The organism is Lactobacillus sp. YT155 (genome assembly GCF_030504545.1).
Lineage (GTDB): Bacteria > Bacillota > Bacilli > Lactobacillales > Lactobacillaceae > BQUT01.
In genome coordinates, this window is record NZ_JAUKWP010000001.1 from 234,501 (window position 1) to 257,514 (window position 23,014).

Below are 23,014 nucleotides of genomic sequence, written 5' to 3' on the forward strand. Positions count from 1 at the left end.
TTCAAACTCCTTATTTAAGAACTCCTGTATAAGCTCCAAGAATTCCAATTGCAGCAATTAAAAGCAAAATCCAATGTGCTTTTAATCCTTTTTTATCCAACCAGAAAATAATTCCTGTGAAGGCTAATGGTAAAATGCCGGGAACAATACCATCAAAGATACTTTGAATTGTTGTAGCATCGTCACCAGTTCCAATTTTCATTGGCATATTTATAGTGACCATGGTTGCAACCATTGCCCCAACAACTGCTAATCCCAGTACTGAAGCTCCATAAGTAAGCTTATCCATCAAACCAGTTTTTTGAACTTTTTCAATAAAGCTAGCACCAATATTGTATCCAACAAATAATCCATAATATCTAGCCAAAATGGCTGGAATATTGAAGACAAGCAAGAACAAAATTGGCCCTAAAATATTTCCTTGCATAGCTAATGATGTTCCGACACCTGTCGCAATAACCCTTAAAGTGCCCCAAAAGAATGAGTCACCCAAACCACTCAAAGGTCCCATCAATGCAACTTTAATATTATTAATCGAATCAGTATCAAAGTTTTCATCTAGAGCAGCTTGTTCTTCCATCGCAATTGAAATACCTAAGGGAAATGTTACTAGCCAAGGTGTTACATTATAAAATTCAAGATGTCTCTTGTAGGCATCAATTAACTTTTCTTTTTTATCTTTATAAATTCGATTCAAGGCCGGAGTAATGGCATATGAATAACCTAGGTTAGATTGTCTTTCATAGTTCCATGCCCATTCCAAAGTAAAAGATCTCCAGAAAACTTTCATTAGTTCTTTTTTTGTAAGCTTGTTAGAATTCTTCGTCTGCATAATCAATACCTCCACTCACATTGGACTCAGTAGCAACTTCTTGTTTATCACCTTTAGATTTATCTCCATGAAATGATGAATAACCTGTTAAAACTAGAGCTAAACAAGCACCAAAGATTGCAACACCCGTTACAGGAACTTTCATATAAACGGCTAAAGCAAATCCTAAAATAAAGAAAACAACATTATTCTTGTTAATCATAATCTTAAGAAGTAATGCAAAACCATATGCTGGTAGTAGTCCAGTGGCAATACCTAACCCATCAATTACGAATTGAGGAATAGCAGCAAGAACTTGTTTAATAACAGGACTTCCTACAATAAACGAAATGAAGACCACTGTTGCAATTGGAAGGTTGACTGAGAAAAATCCACCTAGCAATTGCATTCGATCCATTCCTTTAGAATTACCTTCTTCAGCATATTTATCTGCTTTATGTACAAAGTTAGGTAATACGAAAATAAAGAACAAATTCTTAACAACTAGTACTAATGAAGCGATTGGAATTCCTAAAGTTAAAGCTACGGCAGTACTCTTGCCAGCTCCAATAGCAAATGCTGTTCCTAAAATACTTCCAGAAATAATTTCCGGTGGAATTGAAGCTCCAATTGAGAACGACCCAATAAAGGCCAATTCAAGTGTTGCTCCCATAATAATTCCAGACTTAATATCTCCCATTATTAGACCGGCAATCGTACAAGTAACTAATGGACGAGATAACATTGATGATCCGAATAAATACTCGGCGTTTGCAAGACTTGCTGTTAACGCAAGTAACAACGCTGTAATATAAACATTCATAATTACTCTCCTTATTTACAACTATTTAAACGTTTCTTTCTTTTCATTTGGAACTTGTTGAATGAAAACATCAATTCCTGATTCTTGCAATTGATGTAGTTGGCTTACTTCAGCCTCTGTTAAATTAACCGCTTTTGAATAACTAGAAGTACCTTCTCTTTGTTTGGTACCGCCTAAGTTCAAACTATCAATTGCTTTAGTTTCATTGATTAGTTTGGCCGCATCCTCAACTGACTCAACAACAACCAACATATTATATTTATCAGTTACTCCTGAGTTGATAGCTTCAACACTTTCCGCAACTGACTTCATAACCAACTTAGCATTATCGGGTTTAGCCATTCGAATGGCCGATTTTCTAAATTCATCTGTGGCTACACTATCATTCGCTACTAAAATTGTATTAACATCTAAGCCATTAAACCAAGATACAGCTACCTGACCGTGCAACAATCTGTGATCTACTCTCAAAAATTTAATCATTGTTACTCTCCTAACTAAAGTCTATTTTAAATCCTGTTGATAGAGCATCTTCATATCTTCTAACAACAGCTATCGGTTTTCCGTCTTTGGAAAAATACGTACTGGATAATTTAAAAATAGGTGCATCTACTTGGACACTTAAATGTTTTGATAAATCATCAGTAGCATTCATAATCTTTAACGTTTGCACAACACTGAATAACTTAGGTGTTGATGAATTAATAAGTTCTAGTGTGGTGATGAGTTGCAAATCGTTTTGTTTCAAGTTTGTAAAGTAGTCTAAAGGTAAAATAAAATACTCTAAAACTTTGTTGTTATCTTTTTCGATTCGAATTAATTTAATTGAATATACTAATTCATTACTTTTGAGATTCAAAAGTTCTCCGTAATAATCTCCCGCGGTTCTTACAAAAAATTCCTTAATTTCTTCTTTTCTACCTTCGACATGGTCGCTTTTGATAATTCCAACCATATTCAGAATGTTTTGCGAGGTGATTTTAGGTTTTACATAAGCCCCAATCCCATTTTTCTTAATAATCAGATTATTATTGACTAAAATATCTAGGGCTTTTCTGACGGTACTACGACTTGCCGAAAACAATTTTTGCAGTTCGGTTTCGCTAGGTATCATCATCCCTGGTTTATATTCATTTCTTTGTATTCTCGATGTTATGTCTTTTGCAATTTCTTCAAATAAATATTTTTTCATCTTATTCAAGATCATCCTTATAATCAAAAATATTTTTTGCCTCTAACCGGTAGTTAACCTTACTGCCAATTAAATATTGTGTACTATATTCGAATGGCTGGTCACTAGCGTCAAAAGACTTACTAACAACTTCAAACAATGGTGTTTGTAATTCTACGTTCAACATCGAGGATAAAAAATCATCCGATTTTTTTACATTGATTGTTTCATGTCCATATTCGGGAATGGTTTGATATTTATTTTTTAAAATTTCGTACAAAGATTTATTTTCAAAATTAATTTTTTCAATACCTGGAAATAGTTCACCATTTAAATAAGCTTGCTCGAATGAGAATATTTCATCATTAATCAATCTTTTTCTTGTTAAGCAAAAAATTGAGCTACTAGTTTTTAAAAATTCAATAATTTCGGAATTACCTTCAACAAATTCATTGTTTAAAACTACTGTACTAACTTGATCAGTTTTAATATTTAACTCATCACTCAAAGACTTAGCTGAAAGTAAATTAATGGTATGTTTTTTGTTAATTTCCATCCCTTTTCGGCTATCTTTCTTAATCAAGTCTTCTCTTTCCAATGTTTTAATTGATTTACGAATTGAAGTTCGACTAATATTGGTTTTTTCGGCTAAACTTCTCTCCGAAGGCAAATCGTATTTTCCGCTGCTCAAGCCACGTCTGACTTGCAATTTCAAATCTTCTTCGCTTTTTAGAGTAGGTGAAATTTCTCGGTATTCCATATCTCCTCCTTACTGGTCTTAACAAGGCCATATCTTTCTTTAAGGTACTTATAAACTGGTATTACTTAGCATTTTTTATTGATTAAAAAATACAGGTTATCTAATATTTAATACCAGGTTAATTGTAATCGCTTACAGAAATATAGTCAAGAAGATTTTTTTAACACTTATTCTTATTGTTACTTTGTGAATTACTTACTATTGTTTTATATCTATAGTAGAATGATTATATTATGTAGTTAGAGGATTATTATGACTGAATATGATGCACTTCCAATTTTTTTTGGAACAGACGAAAACGCCTATGGTGCTTCACGTATGTATTTTGAGGCCACTGGCAAGCCAGGAATAATCTATGGTTCGGCTCAATTATCGCCAACCGAAAGCTCCAAATTTTGTGATGTAACAATTATTCCTAAGTTAAATACAAAGGAACATTTTTTAGATGGTATCGAGAATATTCGACAACGCTTCGCCAATCATTCTGGTCCAATTATTTTGCTTGGTATGGGTGATGCCTATCCGCCACTAATTGCACATTATTACGATCAACTAGTAGATGACTTCGTGATTCCTTATGTTTCTGAACCAAAAATTAACGAGTTAATTCATAAGAATAGTTTTTATCAAATTGCCCAGCAGAATGGCTTGTATGTTCCAGAAACCTCCACATTAGATGCCAGCGGCGTTAATTCGGCAACCTCTAAATACGGCTATCCCGTCGTATTAAAGGCAAATGATTCTGTTGAATGGTATAAGATCGACTTTCGCGGACGTGCAAAAGTTTATATTATTAAGAATCAAAAACAACTTCGCCGTGTTTTAAAGAAGGCTTACGCAAATGGCTACACTGGTGATTTTTCCCTTCAAGAGTATCTCGGCGGAACTAATGTTGAATATACAATGACTGCTTATGTTGACCACAATAAAAGTGTTCGCGCTATGGCATTAGGTCAATCAATCATGGAAGATATCACTCCCTTTGGTATTGGCAACCACAACGCCATCATGCCCGCAAATAATCAAGCACTCTTTGACCAAGTAAGAACTTTCCTAGAGAATATTAATTATCATGGTTTTGCCAATATTGACTTCACTTTCGATCCGAAGCAAGATGTTTTCAAAGCATTTGAGATGAATGTCCGTATGGGTAGAAGTAGTTACTGGGCCAATTTGAATGGCGTAAACTGGATTAAAATACTACTCGAAGACTATTCAAGTACATCTAGTTATGAGTCTAACAACATTCTCTATAATCATTTCGGTGAATCTACTGGGAAAATTTGGTTGCAAGTTGTTCCCAAGCTCTTCAAAAAATTTGCAGTACAAACACCGGAGAAAGAGACAGCTCTTAAAATGATTGAACAAGGCAAATACGGCCACGGATATTTTGATCCAAACGATAATTCTCCCGAACGTCAACAAGCCCTTCGGACAATTGAAAAAGAATATCGAATAAATTACCTCCGTTATGGTTGGCAATTCTGGAGATAAAAAAGCAACTAGCCTTTAGCTAGTTGCTTTTTATTATTTATAATTCTTCACCATTTGTTTGAATTACATTTTTATACCAATCAAATGATTTCTTCTTATATCTATCGAGATTACCATTGCCATCATCGTCTTGATCTACGTAGATGAAGCCGTATCTCTTGCTCATTTGTCCGGTTCCAGCACTGACTAGGTCAATACATCCCCATGGAGTGTAGCCCATCAAGTCTACGCCATCGCTTACTGCATCTGCCATAGCATCGATGTGTTGTTTCAAGTAGTCAATACGATAGTCGTCAATTACCGTATTGTTCTTAAATTCATCCTTAGCCCCTAACCCATTTTCAACGATAAATAATGGTTTTTGGTAGCGGTCATATAATTCATTCAAAGCAATTCTCAATCCGATTGGATCAATTTGCCAGCCCCATTCACTTTCTTTTAGAAATGGATTTCTTTTACCATCCATCAAGTTACCAGATGATTTTTCAGCGTCATTAGTAATATCGGTCACCATTGACATGTAGTATGAGAAGCCAATGTAATCAACTGTTCCTTGTTGCAAAATTTCGAAGTCTTCAGGTTTAGTTTCCAAGTCACTGAATTGAACTTTGTTCTTCTTCATATATCTATCAGTATATGCAGGATATTTTCCTCTGCTTTGTACATCAGCACAGAAGTAATTAAATTCTTGTTGGCTTTCAAGATTTTCTAATTGGTTGATAGGGTTAGCATCGTAACTATAAGTTGTGGCGTAAAGAATCATACAACCAATTTGCAAATCAGAATCTAGTTCATGTCCAAATTTAACTGCGTGTGCTGAAGCCACAAATTGATTATGCCAAGCTTGGAAAACATTCTTCTTATCTAAAGCTCCATTAGAAATAGTTAGTCCTTGACTCATAATTGGAAAATGCGCGGCACTGTTAATTTCATTAAATGTCATCCAATACTTAACTTTTTTGTGCCAACGAGTTAAAACTGTTTCAGCAAATTTATTATAGAAATCAATTAATTGACGATTCTTCCAACCACCATATTCAGTAATTAGATTGAGTGGCATTTCATAATGAGAAATAGTAATCACTGGTTCAATATCGTATTTCAAACATTCATCAATCATCTCATCATAGAATTTCAATCCGGCTTCGTTGGGAGTTTGTTCATCTCCTTGAGGGAAGATTCTGCTCCAAGCAATTGAAAAACGATAACATTTAAAGCCCATTTCTGCGAACAAAGCGATATCCTCTTTGAAACGGTGGTAATGATCAATCGCCACATGATTAGGGTATTTATATTTAGTTTCATCAATTGTCCAATCAAAGTCTGGTTGAGCAGCAATTTTTAATCTATCTGGTCCGCCAGGCAAAACATCAGCAACTGACAAGGCTTTTCCATCCTCTAAATATGCTCCTTCAAGTTGATTAGCGGCTGTTGCGCCACCCCACAAAAAATCATTTTTAAATTTACTCATAAATAATAGATTCCTTTCCACAAAAAAACTCCACGAAAACAGAGTTCTGTCTTCGTGAAGTTATGCCTAATTAAAGTAACACCTTCAATTGTTGTAACCGTATACATTTATTATATTACCACATTTTTTTCGATGTTCAATTATTATTTTTAACTATTTTTTTATCTTTAAGGTTAGCTTAAGGTGGCTTTTTTAATATAACCACATCCTAAAGAAATGAGGTTTAAAAAAATTATCATACTCTGCACTCAAGGGAATAAATTAATCTAATATATGATTTATAAAAAAAGACTGTCATTCGACAGTCTTTTTATCTGACCAATAAGACAAATAAAATCAATCCATAATCATAAATAATATGAGCTAAAATCCCACCCATTAGACTATCCGTCTTCTTCCAAGCCATACTGAACGGAATTCGAGTTAATCCGATGACTACAATCGCATGATAGAAATTCCAACCGTAAGTTGGTAGATGCAAAGCTCCGAAGAACACTGAACTAACAAGTAAGGCAATCCACCAAGCATTCTTAGTCGAAGTTCTCTTCACTGCTACTCCATAAATAGGTAGAGCAACCATCGCCACGATTAATTCTTCACCAAGCAATGAAATCCAAATGAACAATAAATTAATTAAAATTGCTCTTTTATCATAATTAAAAATCGGATTAGCATTGAAATTCAAACCAAGTATTCGCCCAATTATCACTGCTAAAATTGCCAAGCCAAACGCTAAGAAAATCATTTTGAAAATATAACCAAAATCCGTTGCCTTTGGAAATTTAAAAAAACGTTTGAAGTTTTTCCAACCATAAACGACAAATAATCCAATTGATTCTATTACTGGTAACCAGAGAAATGAAACTCCAAACCAGTTCAATACCAATCCTAAATAACCAACAGCTACAAAAATAGGAATAGCCATCCATTGCCAGAGTCTGATTTTTTGATTGGGAAGAATTTCTTCAAACATATTTCACCTCATAGTTATAGGAATAAAAAAAGAGTTCCATCGAACTCTTTTGTCATTTTAATCTTTAAAAACTAGTTTATCAAATGCGTAGGCAATTCCGTCTTCATCATTTGAATGAGTTACAAAACTTGCCACAGCTTTGACTTCATCAGCACCATTACCCATTGCCACCGATGTTCCAGCGTAGGCAAACATTGGTAAGTCATTTTTTTCATCACCCATAACCATAACTTCATCGGCAGTGATATCTAACTGAGCTGCTAATTTTTCTAGAGCCGTTCCTTTATCAACGCCTTGATGCATCACTTCTAGGAAGTAAGGAACCGAACGAACAATATAGAATTGATCACCGAACTCTTTTCTAATTTCTGGTTCTTGTGCATCTAATTCAGGAATATCACCACAGAAGACGGCTTTAATCATAGAAACATCAGGAATTTCTTCTGGCTCTCGAATAAGAACACCGTCCATGTTTTCGTATGCTTGAATAACCGTCATCACGTGCACATCACGATTACTTGTGTACACTTTACTGTCCTCATCTAAAATATTGTAGGCAACATTGTGGTCTTTTGAATATTGGTCGATTGCTTCGTAGCTAGCTCGATCAATTCCTTCTTTATGAAGAACTTTACCCGATACAGTTTCAATAATACTACCGTTAAAAGTAATAACATATTGATCATCGCCACTGATTCCCAATTCTTTTAAAAATGGTGTGACTCCAGCCAACGGACGTCCGGTACACAAGACAACTTTCACTCCTTGTGCCAAGGCTTTGGTGACTGCTTGTTTGGTTGATTCCAAAATTTTATGATTCGAACTTAATAGTGTCGCATCAATATCAATCGCAACTAGTTTTATTCCCATAATCGACCTCTTAAAAGTTATTTATTAATTTTAATAGTAACAAACTTTTAATTCTTATGACAAGACTCTTTAGTCAACACCGTTATTAAATGCTATTTTGGTTAGATAATTTGTTATTTCACAAAATTCATATTTTAGAACAGATTTTTAAAAAAAATATTACTTTTTTCAGTTGCCAAAATATTAAAATAGCCGAGCTGAAACTATTTTGCAATTTATAAATAGCCTTTTGTGAAATTAATAACTAAGGGAAAATTGTTTTAATATCAACGATTATAGGTTACACTTTACCTGTAAATGAAAGCGCATTCACAAACTGTGAGAAAAGACTTTCATTAAAGAAATGTCAGGAGGAAGACAAATGAAAGAGTCATACATTATGGCGATTGACGAAGGTACTACAAGTACTAGAGCAATTATTTTTAATCATTCCGGGGAAAAAGTTGCCGATGCTCAACGTGAGTTTACGCAATATTTCCCTGAGCCAGGTTGGGTTGAGCATAATGCCAACGAGATCTGGAATGCGGTTCTTTCGACTATCGCTAATGTTTTCATTGAATCAGGAATTCAGCCTAGTCAAATTGATGGGATTGGAATTACTAATCAGCGTGAAACAACAGTCATTTGGGATAAGAAGACTGGCTTACCTATTTATAATGCAATTGTTTGGCAATCAAGACAAACCAACGATATTGCCGATAAGCTAAAAACCGACGGTTATACCGAAATGATTCGTGAAAAAACCGGTTTGTTAATTGATTCATATTTCAGTGCTACTAAGATTCGTTGGATTTTGGATCAAGTTCCGGGAGCACAAAAGCGTGCCGAAGATGGTGAATTACTATTCGGAACGATTGACACTTGGTTACTATGGAAACTAACTGGTGGCGAGGTTCATGTAACTGATTACACCAACGCAAGTAGAACTATGCTCTTCAACATTCATGATTTGAAGTGGGATGAAGAGATTCTAAACATCTTAAATATTCCTAAGAAGCTTTTACCTGAAGTTAAGGCTAATTCTGAAGTTTATGGTCATACTAAAGAATACCATTTCTATGGTAGCTCTGTTCCAATCGCCGGTATGGCTGGTGACCAACAATCTGCCCTATTCGGACAATTGGCACTCAAACCAGGTATGGTTAAAAACACCTATGGAACTGGTTCATTTATTGTCATGAATACTGGTGAAGAACCAACTATTTCAAATAATAATTTGCTAACAACTATTGGTTACTCAATTAATGGCAAAGTAAATTACGCATTAGAAGGTTCTGTCTTTGTTGCTGGTTCAGCAATTCAATGGTTGCGTGACAGTATGAAACTTGTTCAAACTGCTCCCGAATCTGAAGAAGCTGCCAAAGCTTCAACCAGTGAAAACGAAGTCTATGTAGTTCCTGCCTTCACTGGACTTGGTGCTCCATACTGGGATGCTGATGCGCGTGGTGCAGTCTTTGGAATCACTCGTGGAACAACTAATAACGACTTCATCAAAGCCACTTTACAATCAATGGCTTATCAAACTCGTGACGTAGTTGATACAATGAAAAAAGATTCTGGAATTGACATTCCTGCGCTTCGTGTCGATGGTGGTGCTGCTAAGAATGACTTCTTAATGCAATTCCAAGCAGACATTCTAAACACACCAATTGAACGTGCTAAGAACCTAGAAACCACTGCCATGGGGGCAGCATTTTTAGCAGGACTTGCAGTTGGTTATTGGAAAGACACTGATGAACTTAAGAATATCTTTGAAGTCGGTCAAACTTTCAAACCTAACATGCCAGAAGATGAACGTGAGAATCTATATGAAGGATGGCAACAAGCAGTTGCAGCTACCCAGACATATAAACATCGTAGCTTGAAAAAGAATAAATAACTTGGGGGCATAAAAAATGACATTTTCGCAAAAAAAACGTTCTGAGATAATTGAAAATTTAAAAAATGAACAACTAGATCTATTAGTTATTGGTGGGGGAATTACCGGAGCTGGTGTTGCACTTCAATCAACAGCTTCAGGAATTAAAACTGGATTAATTGAGATGCAGGATTTTGCCGAAGGAACCAGTTCAAGATCAACCAAACTGGTCCACGGTGGAATTCGTTATTTAAAAACTTTTGATGTCGGGGTGGTTGCTGACACGGTTACCGAGCGTGCCGTAGTCCAAGGAATTGCACCTCACATCCCTCGTCCATTCCCAATGGTTCTTCCTATCTATAAAGAACCGGGACAAACTTTTGACATGTTCAGTGTCAAAGTAGCAATGGACTTGTACGACAAATTAGCCGGAGTCGAAGGCAGTCAGTATGCTAACTACACCATTTCTCGTGATGAACTCTTACAAAGAGAACCGGGATTAAGAAGTGAAAATCTCCAAGGTGCTGGTGTTTATCTTGATTTCGTTAACAACGACTCTCGACTAGTAATTGAAAACATCAAAGAAGCTGATGAACTTGGTGGTTTAATGGCTAGTCACGTACAAGCTACTGGCGTAACTCATGATGATAAGGGTCAAATCAATGGAGTTATTGTCAAAGATAATTTGACTGATGAAGAATTCACTATTCATACTAAATTAGTTATTAATACTACCGGTCCTTGGGTTGATAAATTACTCGGACTTGATAAAGAAAATGGTGACGGTGTTGAGCTTCGCCCTACTAAAGGTGTTCACGTCGTTGTTGATGAATCTGTCTTGAAAGTTCCTCAACCAACATACTCTGACACGGGTATGGATGATGGTCGGATGTTCTTCGTTGTTCCTCGTGAAGGAAAAACTTACTTTGGAACAACCGATACTGATTTCACTGGTGATTATAAACATCCAATGGTGGAACAATCAGATGTCGACTATCTTTTAAAAGCTATTAACTATCGCTATCCAAAAGCAAATATTACTCTTGATGACATTGAAGCTTCATGGGTTGGACTTCGTCCTTTGATTTCAAATAATAGTAGTTCTGATTACAACGGTGGAACTTCTAATGTTGGAAAAGTCTCCGACAAGAGTTTTGATAATTTAATCAAGGTCGTGAATAAGTACGAAGATAAACAAGCTACTCGTTCAGATGTTGAAAAATCGATTAGTGACTTACAAACAGCTCATGCTGAAGCCGACTTGAAACCATCACAGGTATCTCGTGGTTCACAACTTGATGTTGGTGATGACGGATTAATTACCTTATCTGGTGGTAAAATCACCGATTATCGTAAGATGGCAGCTGGTGCTTTAGCCCTAATTAGAAAGACTCTTAAAGAAAAATTCAATCTGAATGTTAAAGAAATCGATTCGAAGAAACTTCAAGTTTCTGGTGGTCATTTCGATCCTACTAACGTTGAAGACACCATGAAGTTCTATACCAAGATTGGTATCGACAAAGGTCTTTCAACTGAGGATGCAGAATACTTAGCTAATCGTTATGGATCTAACACTGGACGTGTAATCTCATATGTAACTGAAATTGGTGGTCAAGCCGCACCTGGTTTGTCACTAGCAGAGACAATCAGTTTGCACTATGCCTTGAATGAAGAAATGGTTCTAAATCCAGTTGATTACTTGCTTCGTCGGACTAATCATATCTTGTTCCACTCAGATACTTTAGATGCAATCAAAGAACCAGTTGTTGATGAAATGGCAAAAGTTCTAGGCTGGTCGGCAGATGAAAAGAAAAACCAACTCGATAAACTAAATCAAGTAATCGCTGAATCAAGACTAGAACATTTGAAAAATAAATAATTCCTCTGGAGGATTTTAATTATGAGTAATTTATTAATTAGTGAAGTTATCGGAACAGCAATTCTAGTTCTCTTAGGTGATGGTGTTGTTGCCGCAGTTAATTTGAAGAAATCAAAAGCCGAAGGTGCTGGCTGGGTAGCAATCTCACTTGGTTGGGGATTTGCAGTCGCAATGGCAGTTTATATCGGTGTTAACTTATTTCAAGGACCCGCTCACTTTAACCCTGCTGTAACTTTAGGTATGGCTATGGCCGGCATGTTCCCATGGAGTGATGTTGTTCCTGTTATCATTGCGCAAATGATTGGAGCTTTCATCGGTGCGGTATTCGTATGGATTCAATACCTACCTCATTGGAAAGAAACCAAAGACGAAGGTGCAATCCTTGGAACATTTGCAACTGGACCAGCAATTCGTTCATATGGATCTAACTTAGTTTCAGAAATTATTGGTACATTTGTCTTAGTATATGCAATTATTTCATTTGGACAAGGAAAAGTTGCAGATGGATTAAACCCATTAATCGTTGGATCATTGATTATGGCAATTGGTCTTTCACTAGGAGGACCAACCGGATACGCAATTAACCCTGCTCGAGACTTGGGACCAAGAATTGCTCATGCCGTTCTACCAATCGCTAACAAAGGTGGATCAGACTGGGCATACAGTTGGGTGCCAGTTGTTGGGCCTATGATCGGTGGAGCCTTAGCTGCCGGATTATTCTTAGCATTCAAATAGAGCGTGAACACAAGTGGGAACAAATGAGTACTAAAGAAAATAGGTATGGCTTCTAACGAAGCTATACCTATTTTAATTAGACGGAATTTGTTGCTTATGCGAACGCGTTTCAGAAAATCAAATTTACTTAAATGTGTTCCAAAAGACAGATACTTACACATAAGCAAGATAAACAATAATTTTATTGAAGAACATTTTCAAATACCATCCATAATTGTCTGTGCTATAATAAAGCTGCATTCAAAAAGACACGGTGATAGCACACCATGTCCTTGGTAATAGAATTGCGTTGATTTGGTTAAGACTACTTTTTCAAGTAGTCTTTTTTGATACGATTAATTACGTCAAACAAGTCATTGATAACATGCTTGATGATAAAATCGATCATAACGAGTAATAAAAATATATTACCCATCAGCTATTCCTTTCAACGTTTTTTGCATTCTACCACCTCCATTTCGTTTTTAAGACGAGGGATGGGGAACGCAAAACTATCACCATAACTTAATTACGTAAATGGAAATGAAATATTTAAAATACGCTTGAGTTTGCGAAACATTCCAGCTTAAACGCGCTCCAAGAAGCAAAAATCTGTGCCTAAAGAAAATAAGAGCCAACTTCTAACGAAGTTCAGCTCTTATTTTCTTTAGTGCTCGATTTCTGTACGCTTCTTGTCACGCTCTATGGTAAGTCATTTCCGGCAGCGAAGTATACATCGTACCATTCTTGATTTGTTAGTTGAACATCCCCACCTTGCGCACTATCTGCAATATGGTCGGGATTCATTGTTCCAAGTATTACTTGAATGTTTGCTGGATGGCGCAAAATCCAAGCTGTAGCAATGGCGTTCTTGCCAACATTATATTTCTTAGCTAGTTCTTCCAATTTACTATTAAGTTCAGGGAACTTGTCGTTGTTAATGAAAACTCCTTCGAAGAATCCATATTGGAATGGCGACCAAGCTTGAATTGTTACTCCTTTTCTTCTGGAGAATTCTAAGATGCCACCATCATGATCAACCGAGCGATCATCACTCATGTTTGTGTGAATTCCAAAATCAATCATTCCAGTATGCATAATCCCAAATTGTAATTGATTGATAAGAAGTTTTTGGTCAACTGCTTCTTGAACCATTTGATATTGTTCTGGATTAAAATTAGAAACACCGAAATGTCTAACTTTTCCAGTTGTTTGTAGTTCGTCAAATGCTTTTGCAATTTCTTCTGGGTCCATTAAGGTGTCTGGACGATGAAGTAGAAATGAATCTAAATAATCAATGTTCAATCTTTGAAGAATGCCATCGACTGACTCAACAATGTGTTTCTTTGAAAAGTCATATCGTTTACCAGCTTCAAAGTTAGCAAGCTTCCCATCTGGATTATTAATGATTCCGCCTTTTGATTGAATATAGAAATCATCACGATTCAATGACGAATTCTTCAATCCTTGAGCGAATACTTCTTCTGATTTTCCCATGCCATATATGTCAGCAGAATCAATGAAATTAATTCCATTGTCATGTGCAGCTTCGATTGCCTTTGTCGCTTGGTCAGCTGACAAATCAGCCATACGCATAATTCCTAAAGCAATTGCTGATGTTTCCCAGTTCGAGTTACCAATTCTTACATTTTTCATACTCAATTCTCCTTTTATTTACCACTAACAATTACTAGTGACTTAATTGCTTCACGTTTATCCATGGCAACATAACCTTGTTCAATATCGTCTAAGCTGAATCTCTTCGTAAAGACTTTGCCCGGATTAATTTTCTTATCCAAAACTGCTTGTAACAAAATATCCTTATCATGATTAGTTACAGCGGCAATTCCTCCTCGAAGTCCAATATTTCTTTGGAACAAGTTGGTAGTATTCATTTCTGGATTCTGAGGAATACCTACACGACCAACTACTGCACCAGGTCGTCCAACTTTAACCGCTGTATCAACAGATTGTTCAGTTCCGACACATTCAAGAACTGCATCTGCTCCAGCACCATCAGTTAAGTCCATCACAGCCTTAACAGCTTCATCGCCACGTACTTCAACAATGTCAGTTGCACCAAATTCTTTAGCCACTTCTTGACGATCAGCATGACGACTCATCGCAATAATACGTTTAGCACCTAATAAATGAGCTGAAAGAACTCCACATAAACCAACGGCACCGTCACCCATAACTACAACGGTATCACCTTCTTTAACTTCAGCTGTCACAGCGGCATGGAATCCAGTAGCCATAACATCAGACAAAGTTAATAGTGAATTCAACATTTCATCCGAATAATCACTTGGTTGACCAGGAATTTTTACCAATCCCCAGTTCGCATTTTCATAGCGAAGATATTCAGCTTGATAGGCATTATCAGCACGTACATGATTCAAACAATCGCCATCAAATCCTGTTAGACAAGCGGCACAATGTCCACAACCTTGAGTGAAAGGCACAATAACAAAATCACCAACTTTGATATCAGTAACCTCATCTCCCACTTGGTCGACAATTCCAATCGCTTCATGTCCAGTTTGGGAGTTAGCTTTTTTGTTAGAAATCCCACGATACCACCACAAGTCAGAGCCACAAACACAAGCTCTTAGCACTCTAACAATTGCTTGATTTGGTTTTTCTAATTCTGGTTTTGGCAAATCTTTAACTTCGATTTTTCCTGGTTCAATAAAAACAGCTGCTTTCATAAGTCGCCTCCAAAAAACGTATTTATGTTTCCTATTATACAACTCATTTTACGATTATTCTTTCACTGACCCTCATTTAGTATTACAATGAATTCAAATTTCATTTAGGAGGAAATATTATGAAGAATCATGCTTCTTGTACCACTTTATTAGTTGGAAAGAACGCCACTATTGATGGCTCGACTATGGTTGCCCGAAATGAAGACGCCGGCAGTGCTATCAATCCCAAAAAGTTCGTAGTAATAACTCCCGATAAACAAGTTCAACATTATCAATCCAAAGAAACTAAATTCACAATAGATTTACCAGATAATCCGCTTCAATATACATCTACACCGGATACTACTGATGCTTACGGAATCTTCGCTGAATCTGGTATCAACTCTAAAAATGTTACAATGAGTGCTTCAGAAACCATCACAACTAATGCCCGTGTATTGGGTGCTGATCCTTACAATACTGAGAGTGGAATTGGTGAAAGTGACTTAGTTACTCTCGTTCTTCCTTATATCAGTTCTGCTAGAGAAGGTGTTCTTCGTTTAGGAAAATTACTAACCGCATATGGAACCTTCGAACCCAACGGAATTATCTTTTCTGACAAAGATGAAATCTGGTATATGGAAACAATCGGCGGACATCATTTTGCCGCTGTGAGAATTCCTGACGATGCTTATGTCATCGCTCCTAACCGACTAAATATTGATGATTTTGAATTTGACAACCCTGACTACCTATATTCTGATGACTTGAAGGATTTCATTGAACTCAATAACTTGAATCCCGATACTGACAGTTACAATCTTCGTCATATCTTTGGAAGCTCAACCGTTAAAGATACTCGCTACAATACTGCCAGAGCTTGGTATGTTCAAAAACTATTCACCAAAGACTTAGACACTTTACCAATGGATTTTGATTTACCATTCATCTGTTACCCTGACCAAAAACTAAGTATTACAGATGTGAAGTTTGCTTTGAGTTCTCATTATCAAAATACCGATTATGATGTTTACGGAACTGGTTCTGAAGCTGATAAGAAACTCTTCCGCCCAATCGGCATTAACCGTAATCAAGAATTACATATTCTCCAAATCAGAAACAATGTTACTGATGATATTGCGGGAATTCATTGGTTAGCATACGGACCAAATACTTTTAATTCAGTGGTTCCTTTCTACGCTAACGTTAATGACACCCCTGAAAGTTTCAAGAATACCGAAGGCAGTCTATCGCTTGATTCTACTTATTGGTTGAATCGGATTACTAGTTTGCTTGGTGATTATGATTATGACTTGTACTCCAGTCTTGAGAGTGACTTTGAAGATCAAGTTATTTCACAATGCTTGAATCTACAAAAAGAAACCGATCAAAAAGTTTCATCAGAAAAAGACTTGTCAGCATACCTAACTAAAGTTAATGAGCAATACGCTCAAATTAACTGGCAGGCAACTATCAAACTTCTTGATGGCATGGTTAAAACTGGTTCTGACAAAATGAAACTAAGATTTTCACTTGGCGATTAAAAAAAAGACTGAAGATTATTCTTCAGTCTTTTTTGGTGTCACGATTAAGCTTCCATCAGCGTTGTACAAAGGACTCATACCTGTTGCTCCTGTCCATAAATAATTCACGCCCGTTTGAGTATCAATAATAATATTTATTCCACTCATAGTGCCATCAGCAGTTTCAAAAATAAATCTTTTTTCTTTTTTTATAATTATTTCTCCTGTCCTAAACTTTCAAGTTCTTTGATAGTCTCATCAAAGTTGTCAGAATGCCAGTTCTTGTCACCCCAAAGATTTTCACTAGTGAGAGTACCGCTATTTCTCCACATGGATAACTCTTTTTGCTGCGTATCGAATTTAATTTCAGTTCCATCTTTTAAGTTAATAAAGACTTTATCATTTATTCCTGACTCTTCAATCTTTACATTTTTAATGTCAGCTTTTTTTATCACCATAATCTTATCTTTTATGATTTTGCCGCCTGTTTTAAAATCCGCAATTAAGATTTCATCTTCACAGATTTGTAAAAAATAAAACTCTTTGCCTGAGAAAAAATTAGCTATTTGGGCACTCAGATTTTGAGCATAGTTTCCCACTACAATTGCTCTATTTTCTTTTGGCTTATATCCCAACTCTATTAATTGATCAATCACCTTTGCTTGTTTAACCATCATCCACCTCCATAATCTTAATACCATCTTATAGCATTTATCTAATTTTATCAATTTAATAAAAATTATATTTTAAATGTGAGTATAGAAAAAGAGAGCTTCTTCTAGCCCTCTTTTTTTACTGATCTCGTCAAAATATATTGTGGAAAGTAATCTTTCAAAATTCCTTCAGTATTTCGATCTTCCAATAAATCCGTTAAAGTGAAGCCTGCTTTCAACTGACCACCAATTTGTTCTTCCATTGTATGGCTGAATTGAACACTACCGTCAATTTTTAAAGTTTCTGCCATGATTTTAGAATCTTTCAATGGATTATATGGAAGTTGATATTTAATTGTAGTTGGTTCAGCACCATCTTCATCAAATAAATAACTAAATCCATTGTCCATTCCCGCAATCAATAATCCACCCGGTTTCAAAACTCGATAACATTCGTTCCAGACATGGTCGACGTCTTCAATATAACAGTTAGCTACCGGATGAAAGATGATATCAAAAGTATTATCTTCAAAAGGAAGTCTTTTGGTCATGTCAGCTTTAACAACATCAATCGAATAGTTTTCACGAGTGGCAACTTTTTGTTCATTCTCTAATTGTTCCTGAGCATAATCAAGCACAGTAACCTCAGCTCCAATTGCTTGAAAAATTGGACACTGTTGACCACCGCCACTCGCTAAGCCAAGTAATTTAACTCTATCTAAACGATCTTTTTTGATAAATGGAGCAAACCAATTATGTGAAACTTTGACTTGTGGAGTCAATACTACATCCCACTTACCAGCTTTTGCTTTTTCGTATTCTTCATGGCTAATTGGTTGTCCCCATTCCCAACCTTCGTTGACCCATTGATCAATTGCTTTTGAATTTATTTCTGTATATGATTCTTTCATTTTTAAATTTCCTATCTATATTAACTCTATCCTATTAAATAATCATCGTCAGTTAATGCTATTTAACTGTACCTAATCAGTTGATAATCCACAAGTTTTCGTATATCAAAAATCTTCGTTTTTTTATTAAAAATCGCCTATTTTCGTTAGAAATCTCTTAATCTTTGCATAAATATATTATATAATATTATTCCAAGATAATTATTTCACAAGCATCATAAATTTAAAATTTATCTTGCATAATCAACAAATAGGGGGCGTAATATGATAGATTATTTTATCTTTTTTTTCATCATTGTTGCCGCAATGATTTTAGTTCTAACAATTATTAATATCTTCGGTGAGAACAAACTAAACCGCGATATTGATAGTGATTTCGACTTTGTAAGGCCGAGGCAAACCAATACAGGCGTTACAATTCTAGCGGTACTGATCCTAACTGGCGTTTTCTTTTACCACTCCGCTACTTTCCAAGATGATATTCTTTTCTGGATATTCCCAGTAATCGTATTATCATTTCTTTGGAATAATTTCTTACTATTATCTTCATTCCAGTACAAACCCTTCGCTCTTAAAAGGGCTGATACAACTGACGACTTAAAAGTTGCGGTAGTAATTCCGGTCTATAATGAAGACAAAAAGATGTTCCAAGAAACGTTAAAAAGTTTGGCAATTCAAACCAAAGATCCCGATATAGTCTATATTTCAGAAGATGGATCTGATAAGGAACACGCAGTTGAAAGCATGGTTAATGAATGGAAAGAAACCGTTCCTTTCCAAGTTATTTATAAATACAGTGCTAATGGCGGCAAACGAAATGCCCAAAGTTATGCTTTCTACGAATATCAAGATAAAGTCGACATCTTCTTAACAATGGACAGTGATACGGTTCTAGATAAAAAAGCCGTTGAGCAAGGTTCAATTCCTTTCAAAGATCCTAGCATTATGGCTGTTGCCGGAGTGCTTCTGGCAAAAAATCAAACCAACTTAATCTCCAAACTTATTGGAATTAGTTTTACCACGGCCTTCACCAATGGCCGCGCCAGCACTTCAGTTTATAACTCAGTTGGTGTCAGTTGTGGTGGACTGGCTCTATACCGAAATGTCGTAATTAAAGAATTCATCGATCACTATTTGAATCAACAAGTTTTTGGTCAAAAAGCAAAATTCGGTGATGATCGTATGTTAACTCATTACGCTTCCCTACTGGGAAAAACCGTTTATCAAGAGACCGCTATCGGTTATACATTAATGCCTGAAAACATCAGTCATTTAACTCGTCAAAGAGTTCGCTGGTGGAAGAGTTTCTGGTGGGGTGGCATGTTCATCATTCGCCATCACAGTCCTAGATACTTCCTATGGTGGATTATCGCTATGCAATATATTGCTCAAATCTTGTTCTATATTGTCTTTCCATTTGTCATCGCCGTCTATCCAATTCAGACCGGGGATTTCCCATGGGCTGTGATTCTCTACATGATTGTTCTCGGTTACTTAAGAGCAACTCGCTTATTGAATATGAAAGACAGTGATGGCAATCGATACCTATCCTTCTCTAGATTTTTGCTGTTAACTCCTCTTTCAACTATTTTTAACATATATCTTTGTACTATTCTTTCTGTCTATAGCTTAATTATGGTCCCTCAAGTTTCTAACTGGGGAACTAGAAAAAAAGTTGAAGTTGGTATTGAAGAGTAAACAAGGCGCCTGACTGTAATCACAGTTGGGTGTTTTTCTATTTGACAAAAGTCAACTTATTTAGTAGAATACACTTATAGACCACTGGTCTACAAGGAGAAAAATATTGCATACTAAAGAGTTTGACGAGAAGAAGAAGCAAATATTAGATATTTCAGAATTTCTTTTTTTCACTAAGGGTTATGAAGTTACCTCAGTGAATACTATTCTCAAAGAATTAGGTATCGCCAAAGGGACATTCTATTATTATTTCGACTCTAAAGAAGAAGTCATGGACTCGGTTATTACTAGAATCATCAACAGCGAACTAAAGTTCGTTACTGAAGAAATAATTAATAACAAAGACATGACTGCAGTTGAAAAATTGATTGCCGCTTTGTTCCGTCGCCCTCCAGTATTTGGCTCACAAAAAGAAGTGGTCGAAAAATTATATGATGTGAACAATGCTTTAATGAAACAACGTGCCATGCAAAACTCACTCGAGCTTAGTTGTCCTGTGTACGCAGAGATAATTATTGAAGGTAATGAAAAAGGCGAATTTTCATCCGATCACCCCTTGGAAGACATTCAATTTTTAATTGCCGGAATGCAAACTGTTTATGATATCAGTAGTTTAAAGGACTCAAAAGTTCAATTAAACATTGATTCGGTTATCGACACTATGATTAAAGTTCTAAACATCGATGAAACTAAGGTCAACAGAACTTCATTGAAAGCATTAGTTGTTCAAAAGGTGTAATAAGCACTTGGGAAAGGAGTACTTATCATGCGTGATACAACCTGGATTACTTGTCCTACTTGTAATAGTAAAACTCGAATAAAAATTTTACCTGACACAAAAATTGATAGTCTCCCACTGTACTGTCCCAAGTGTAAACAAGAAAATGTCATCAGTGTCTGTAACCTGAAAATAATCGTTAATAATAAATAGAGCCGGACGCCCAGACGCAGAGCCACAATCGAAGCTAATTTCGATTGCGGCTTTTTTATTATTTTCGTACCAATTATCAGATAAGAGGAGGTCATAAAAATGGAAAATTGGATTCAAACAACTATAACTACAATTATTGTTGTCGCTTTACTAGCTTATATTCAAAAATTGAGTAAAAACGAAAATACTCGTGTTAGTGATCAAAACTTCGTCGTCAAAACACCAAATACTTACCTTTCAATTTTTAAATGGTGTGCTTATATATTCGCTATTATTCTAATCATTGTTTATTTCTACAACGGAATTAATTTTAACAACTACAACTTAGTCTTCCTATATATAGGAGCCGGAGTTTCCGCCCTTATCGGTGTAATTAACAGATTACTAAGCCGTTGGAAAATCGAAATCAATAATGACAAAATCATCTATTACTCACCTTTCATCAAAAAAGACACGACTACTTTTGACAATCTAGACAGTGTCGAAATAACTAAACAAAACTCTTATATCCTTCGCGCTAACAATAAACGATTTGGGGTTATAAATTCTGATTTCATCAACAAAGGTACCTTTCTAAAACGATGCAAAGCAGAAAATATAAACATCGTTTCAAAGAAGGATAGCTGATTCCCCTTGTCAAACAATTCTGAGGAGAAGAACTATGAATTATAAATCAATCTCGACAATGCAAAAATATTTTCGAATATTTTGGATTTTACCTATTACTATCATTCTAATCACCGACTTTGCCATCAACAGCCATCTTACCTGGTCTTGGATTGCCGCAAGTAGTTTATTATTCTCAGCACTACTGCTTGATACCCTTCTATTCAATGTCACCGGTCGTCTGTTAAGTACTATTGCAATTTTTTCGGTTTTTATTATTCCCTATCTATCAGTCATTGAATGGTCGTCAAATCTCTACTTCCTAACTCCAAAAGTTTTTTGGCTTCTACCAATCGGCATTCCAATCGCAATTATTTGGATTGCCTATTTGTGGTTAAACGTCATTTTTAAGTTTTGGTTTAATTGGAATATTGGCTGCACAGCCGGAATGGCCTTCTTGTTAGCAATTCCTTGTGCTTTAGTTACTAACAATATTGCTAATAACTCGAGTCTGTTCACCTTATCCAGCTTACATCCTCTTGCTATCATTATTTTGATAGTCTGCAGTATCACTGGTTTTGTCGTCGGCTTCATGCTTCGTATCCGCAAGAAGAGAAATTAGGAGGTGGATTATGAAAAAAATATCAGCACTGTTATTAATTTTATTAACCCTAACTTTGTTAGTTGGTTGTAAACCACAAAAAATCACTACAACCGTTTGTGAAGGTCCTGTTGGCAGGTCTGGAGTCACTTTAAAAGTAACCCTTAAAGCCAAAGGAGATCGAGTAATCACTTCTAAACAAGAAGGATCATTTCCCTTAAGCCTCTTATATTCCAACCAGGATATGGCTGAGGTAAGACAAGACCTCAAGGCTAAAAAATACAATTCGTATAAGGGGGTAAATTATTCATTCTATATTAAAAACGATCAAATTCATGAAACTATGAAGATTGACTACGAAAAAGGCAACTTAAAAGAATTGGTTCAGGCAAAAATTGCTCGACCTAATATGAACTCGAGCGATGATAAGCAACCAAGCCTTAAAAAATTGACTAAATTCTATAAAAATAATTACGGCTTTAAATGTACTACTAAGTAATACCTTTGTAAGAGCCAGACGCAAAGACGCAGAGTCAATAACTGAAATTGATTTTTGGTTGTTGGTTTATAAATATTT

Annotated in this window: 23 protein-coding genes and 1 pseudogene; 11 read left to right on the forward strand and 13 right to left on the reverse strand. The window is 35.8% G+C overall.

The window, feature by feature from the left end:
* Positions 1–10: 10 nt before the first annotated feature.
* The 5 genes from Q2T76_RS01235 to Q2T76_RS01255 are packed head-to-tail and all read right to left on the reverse strand — an operon-like array spanning position 11 to position 3,565.
* Positions 11–832, reverse strand: coding sequence for a PTS system mannose/fructose/sorbose family transporter subunit IID (locus Q2T76_RS01235; protein ID WP_302083355.1), 822 nt, complete (start codon positions 830–832; stop codon positions 11–13).
* The gene (locus Q2T76_RS01240) at positions 813–1,634 is read right to left on the reverse strand and encodes a PTS sugar transporter subunit IIC (RefSeq protein ID WP_302083357.1); all 822 of its coding nucleotides are present in this window, start codon (positions 1,632–1,634) and stop codon (positions 813–815) included. Before Q2T76_RS01240 ends, Q2T76_RS01235 begins: the two co-directional genes overlap by 20 nt.
* 21 nt (positions 1,635–1,655) lie before the next feature.
* Positions 1,656–2,117, reverse strand: a complete 462-nt coding sequence (locus Q2T76_RS01245) for a PTS sugar transporter subunit IIB (protein WP_302083359.1) — start codon at positions 2,115–2,117, stop codon at positions 1,656–1,658.
* 10 nt (positions 2,118–2,127) lie between these two features.
* Complete coding sequence (locus Q2T76_RS01250; protein WP_302083902.1) at positions 2,128–2,826, reverse strand: GntR family transcriptional regulator; 699 nt, start codon at positions 2,824–2,826, stop codon at positions 2,128–2,130.
* A 1-nt stretch (position 2,827) separates the two neighbouring features.
* Positions 2,828–3,565 carry a GntR family transcriptional regulator gene (locus Q2T76_RS01255; RefSeq protein ID WP_302083360.1) on the reverse strand — a complete coding sequence of 246 codons (738 nt, stop codon included), beginning with the start codon at positions 3,563–3,565 and terminating at the stop codon, positions 2,828–2,830.
* A gap of 252 nt (positions 3,566–3,817) precedes the next feature.
* On the opposite strand from Q2T76_RS01255, the gene Q2T76_RS01260 reads away from it, so the two are divergent.
* Entirely contained in the window at positions 3,818–5,059 is a 1,242-nt protein-coding gene (locus Q2T76_RS01260; protein ID WP_302083362.1) for a hypothetical protein, read from the forward strand.
* Between the two features lie 37 nt (positions 5,060–5,096).
* Here the strand turns inward: Q2T76_RS01260 and Q2T76_RS01265 are convergent, their stop codons facing one another.
* From Q2T76_RS01265 to Q2T76_RS01275, 3 genes are all read right to left on the reverse strand, one after another.
* The gene (locus Q2T76_RS01265; RefSeq protein ID WP_302083364.1) at positions 5,097–6,530 is read right to left on the reverse strand and encodes a glycoside hydrolase family 1 protein; all 1,434 of its coding nucleotides are present in this window, start codon (positions 6,528–6,530) and stop codon (positions 5,097–5,099) included.
* Positions 6,531–6,840: 310 nt separating this feature from the next.
* A complete protein-coding gene (locus Q2T76_RS01270; RefSeq protein WP_302083366.1) occupies positions 6,841–7,503 on the reverse strand; it encodes a CPBP family glutamic-type intramembrane protease in 663 nt (220 codons plus the stop codon).
* A 57-nt stretch (positions 7,504–7,560) separates the two neighbouring features.
* Positions 7,561–8,373, reverse strand: a complete 813-nt coding sequence (locus Q2T76_RS01275; RefSeq protein ID WP_302083368.1) for a Cof-type HAD-IIB family hydrolase — start codon at positions 8,371–8,373, stop codon at positions 7,561–7,563.
* A gap of 361 nt (positions 8,374–8,734) precedes the next feature.
* Between Q2T76_RS01275 and glpK the strand changes: the two genes are divergently transcribed.
* From glpK to Q2T76_RS01290, 3 genes are read left to right on the forward strand one after another with little or no spacing between them, the layout of a single operon-like run.
* The gene (gene glpK / locus Q2T76_RS01280) at positions 8,735–10,252 is read left to right on the forward strand and encodes a glycerol kinase GlpK (protein ID WP_302083370.1); all 1,518 of its coding nucleotides are present in this window, start codon (positions 8,735–8,737) and stop codon (positions 10,250–10,252) included.
* Positions 10,253–10,268: 16 nt separating this feature from the next.
* Positions 10,269–12,110 (forward strand): type 1 glycerol-3-phosphate oxidase, encoded by a 1,842-nt coding sequence (glpO, locus tag Q2T76_RS01285; protein ID WP_302083372.1) that lies wholly within the window; start codon positions 10,269–10,271, stop codon positions 12,108–12,110.
* A gap of 21 nt (positions 12,111–12,131) precedes the next feature.
* Complete coding sequence (locus tag Q2T76_RS01290) at positions 12,132–12,845, forward strand: MIP/aquaporin family protein (RefSeq protein WP_302083374.1); 714 nt, start codon at positions 12,132–12,134, stop codon at positions 12,843–12,845.
* Positions 12,846–13,526: 681 nt separating this feature from the next.
* Here Q2T76_RS01290 and Q2T76_RS01295 read toward each other — a convergent pair.
* Both Q2T76_RS01295 and Q2T76_RS01300 read right to left on the reverse strand, forming a co-directional pair.
* Positions 13,527–14,480 (reverse strand): aldo/keto reductase family oxidoreductase, encoded by a 954-nt coding sequence (locus Q2T76_RS01295; protein WP_302083376.1) that lies wholly within the window; start codon positions 14,478–14,480, stop codon positions 13,527–13,529.
* Between the two features lie 14 nt (positions 14,481–14,494).
* Complete coding sequence (locus Q2T76_RS01300) at positions 14,495–15,535, reverse strand: zinc-dependent alcohol dehydrogenase family protein (RefSeq protein ID WP_302083378.1); 1,041 nt, start codon at positions 15,533–15,535, stop codon at positions 14,495–14,497.
* 119 nt (positions 15,536–15,654) lie between these two features.
* Here Q2T76_RS01300 and Q2T76_RS01305 point away from each other — a divergent pair, with 119 nt between their 5' ends.
* Positions 15,655–17,058 carry a C69 family dipeptidase gene (locus tag Q2T76_RS01305; RefSeq protein WP_302083380.1) on the forward strand — a complete coding sequence of 468 codons (1,404 nt, stop codon included), beginning with the start codon at positions 15,655–15,657 and terminating at the stop codon, positions 17,056–17,058.
* A gap of 15 nt (positions 17,059–17,073) precedes the next feature.
* On the opposite strand, the gene Q2T76_RS01310 is transcribed toward Q2T76_RS01305, so the two are convergent.
* The 3 genes from Q2T76_RS01310 to Q2T76_RS01320 all read right to left on the reverse strand — a co-directional run bounded on the left by Q2T76_RS01310 (position 17,074) and on the right by Q2T76_RS01320 (position 18,601).
* Positions 17,074–17,205 carry a DUF6440 family protein gene (locus Q2T76_RS01310; RefSeq protein ID WP_302083382.1) on the reverse strand — a complete coding sequence of 44 codons (132 nt, stop codon included), beginning with the start codon at positions 17,203–17,205 and terminating at the stop codon, positions 17,074–17,076.
* A 47-nt stretch (positions 17,206–17,252) separates the two neighbouring features.
* Positions 17,253–17,711, reverse strand: a complete 459-nt coding sequence (locus tag Q2T76_RS01315; protein ID WP_302083384.1) for a hypothetical protein — start codon at positions 17,709–17,711, stop codon at positions 17,253–17,255.
* A gap of 104 nt (positions 17,712–17,815) precedes the next feature.
* Positions 17,816–18,601: a class I SAM-dependent methyltransferase gene (locus Q2T76_RS01320; RefSeq protein WP_302083386.1), complete on the reverse strand. Its 786-nt coding sequence runs from the start codon at positions 18,599–18,601 to the stop codon at positions 17,816–17,818.
* A gap of 264 nt (positions 18,602–18,865) precedes the next feature.
* Between Q2T76_RS01320 and Q2T76_RS01325 the strand changes: the two genes are divergently transcribed.
* The 6 genes and pseudogenes from Q2T76_RS01325 (at position 18,866) to Q2T76_RS01350 (ending at position 22,936) form a co-directional block, all read left to right on the forward strand.
* The gene (locus Q2T76_RS01325) at positions 18,866–20,299 is read left to right on the forward strand and encodes a glycosyltransferase (RefSeq protein WP_302083388.1); all 1,434 of its coding nucleotides are present in this window, start codon (positions 18,866–18,868) and stop codon (positions 20,297–20,299) included.
* A gap of 106 nt (positions 20,300–20,405) precedes the next feature.
* Complete coding sequence (locus Q2T76_RS01330) at positions 20,406–21,038, forward strand: TetR/AcrR family transcriptional regulator (RefSeq protein WP_302083389.1); 633 nt, start codon at positions 20,406–20,408, stop codon at positions 21,036–21,038.
* Between the two features lie 27 nt (positions 21,039–21,065).
* Positions 21,066–21,268: pseudogene (locus Q2T76_RS01335) on the forward strand (cysteine-rich KTR domain-containing protein).
* A 61-nt stretch (positions 21,269–21,329) separates the two neighbouring features.
* Entirely contained in the window at positions 21,330–21,857 is a 528-nt protein-coding gene (locus Q2T76_RS01340; RefSeq protein WP_302083390.1) for a DUF6560 family protein, read from the forward strand.
* A 34-nt stretch (positions 21,858–21,891) separates the two neighbouring features.
* Positions 21,892–22,458, forward strand: coding sequence for a hypothetical protein (locus Q2T76_RS01345; RefSeq protein ID WP_302083392.1), 567 nt, complete (start codon positions 21,892–21,894; stop codon positions 22,456–22,458).
* A gap of 10 nt (positions 22,459–22,468) precedes the next feature.
* Positions 22,469–22,936, forward strand: a complete 468-nt coding sequence (locus Q2T76_RS01350; protein WP_302083393.1) for a DUF1307 domain-containing protein — start codon at positions 22,469–22,471, stop codon at positions 22,934–22,936.
* Positions 22,937–23,014 lie beyond the last annotated feature (78 nt).

Excerpts from the sequence above, each read along its gene's own strand:
- glpO (WP_302083372.1), top strand. The coding sequence starts at position 10,269 with ATGACATTTTCGCAAAAAAAACGTTCTGAGATAATTGAAAATTTAAAA.
- Q2T76_RS01235 (WP_302083355.1), bottom strand. The coding sequence starts at position 832 with ATGCAGACGAAGAATTCTAACAAGCTTACAAAAAAAGAACTAATGAAA.
- Q2T76_RS01320 (WP_302083386.1), bottom strand. The coding sequence starts at position 18,601 with ATGAAAGAATCATATACAGAAATAAATTCAAAAGCAATTGATCAATGG.
- Q2T76_RS01340 (WP_302083390.1), top strand. The coding sequence starts at position 21,330 with ATGGAAAATTGGATTCAAACAACTATAACTACAATTATTGTTGTCGCT.
- Q2T76_RS01250 (WP_302083902.1), bottom strand. The coding sequence starts at position 2,826 with ATGAAAAAATATTTATTTGAAGAAATTGCAAAAGACATAACATCGAGA.
- Q2T76_RS01240 (WP_302083357.1), bottom strand. The coding sequence starts at position 1,634 with ATGAATGTTTATATTACAGCGTTGTTACTTGCGTTAACAGCAAGTCTT.
- Q2T76_RS01295 (WP_302083376.1), bottom strand. The coding sequence starts at position 14,480 with ATGAAAAATGTAAGAATTGGTAACTCGAACTGGGAAACATCAGCAATT.
- Q2T76_RS01345 (WP_302083392.1), top strand. The coding sequence starts at position 21,892 with ATGAATTATAAATCAATCTCGACAATGCAAAAATATTTTCGAATATTT.
- Q2T76_RS01255 (WP_302083360.1), bottom strand. The coding sequence starts at position 3,565 with ATGGAATACCGAGAAATTTCACCTACTCTAAAAAGCGAAGAAGATTTG.
- Q2T76_RS01270 (WP_302083366.1), bottom strand. The coding sequence starts at position 7,503 with ATGTTTGAAGAAATTCTTCCCAATCAAAAAATCAGACTCTGGCAATGG.
- Q2T76_RS01275 (WP_302083368.1), bottom strand. The coding sequence starts at position 8,373 with ATGGGAATAAAACTAGTTGCGATTGATATTGATGCGACACTATTAAGT.
- glpK (WP_302083370.1), top strand. The coding sequence starts at position 8,735 with ATGAAAGAGTCATACATTATGGCGATTGACGAAGGTACTACAAGTACT.
- Q2T76_RS01350 (WP_302083393.1), top strand. The coding sequence starts at position 22,469 with ATGAAAAAAATATCAGCACTGTTATTAATTTTATTAACCCTAACTTTG.
- Q2T76_RS01315 (WP_302083384.1), bottom strand. The coding sequence starts at position 17,711 with ATGGTTAAACAAGCAAAGGTGATTGATCAATTAATAGAGTTGGGATAT.
- Q2T76_RS01265 (WP_302083364.1), bottom strand. The coding sequence starts at position 6,530 with ATGAGTAAATTTAAAAATGATTTTTTGTGGGGTGGCGCAACAGCCGCT.
- Q2T76_RS01290 (WP_302083374.1), top strand. The coding sequence starts at position 12,132 with ATGAGTAATTTATTAATTAGTGAAGTTATCGGAACAGCAATTCTAGTT.
- Q2T76_RS01245 (WP_302083359.1), bottom strand. The coding sequence starts at position 2,117 with ATGATTAAATTTTTGAGAGTAGATCACAGATTGTTGCACGGTCAGGTA.
- Q2T76_RS01305 (WP_302083380.1), top strand. The coding sequence starts at position 15,655 with ATGAAGAATCATGCTTCTTGTACCACTTTATTAGTTGGAAAGAACGCC.
- Q2T76_RS01310 (WP_302083382.1), bottom strand. The coding sequence starts at position 17,205 with ATGAGTGGAATAAATATTATTATTGATACTCAAACGGGCGTGAATTAT.
- Q2T76_RS01260 (WP_302083362.1), top strand. The coding sequence starts at position 3,818 with ATGACTGAATATGATGCACTTCCAATTTTTTTTGGAACAGACGAAAAC.
- Q2T76_RS01325 (WP_302083388.1), top strand. The coding sequence starts at position 18,866 with ATGATAGATTATTTTATCTTTTTTTTCATCATTGTTGCCGCAATGATT.
- Q2T76_RS01300 (WP_302083378.1), bottom strand. The coding sequence starts at position 15,535 with ATGAAAGCAGCTGTTTTTATTGAACCAGGAAAAATCGAAGTTAAAGAT.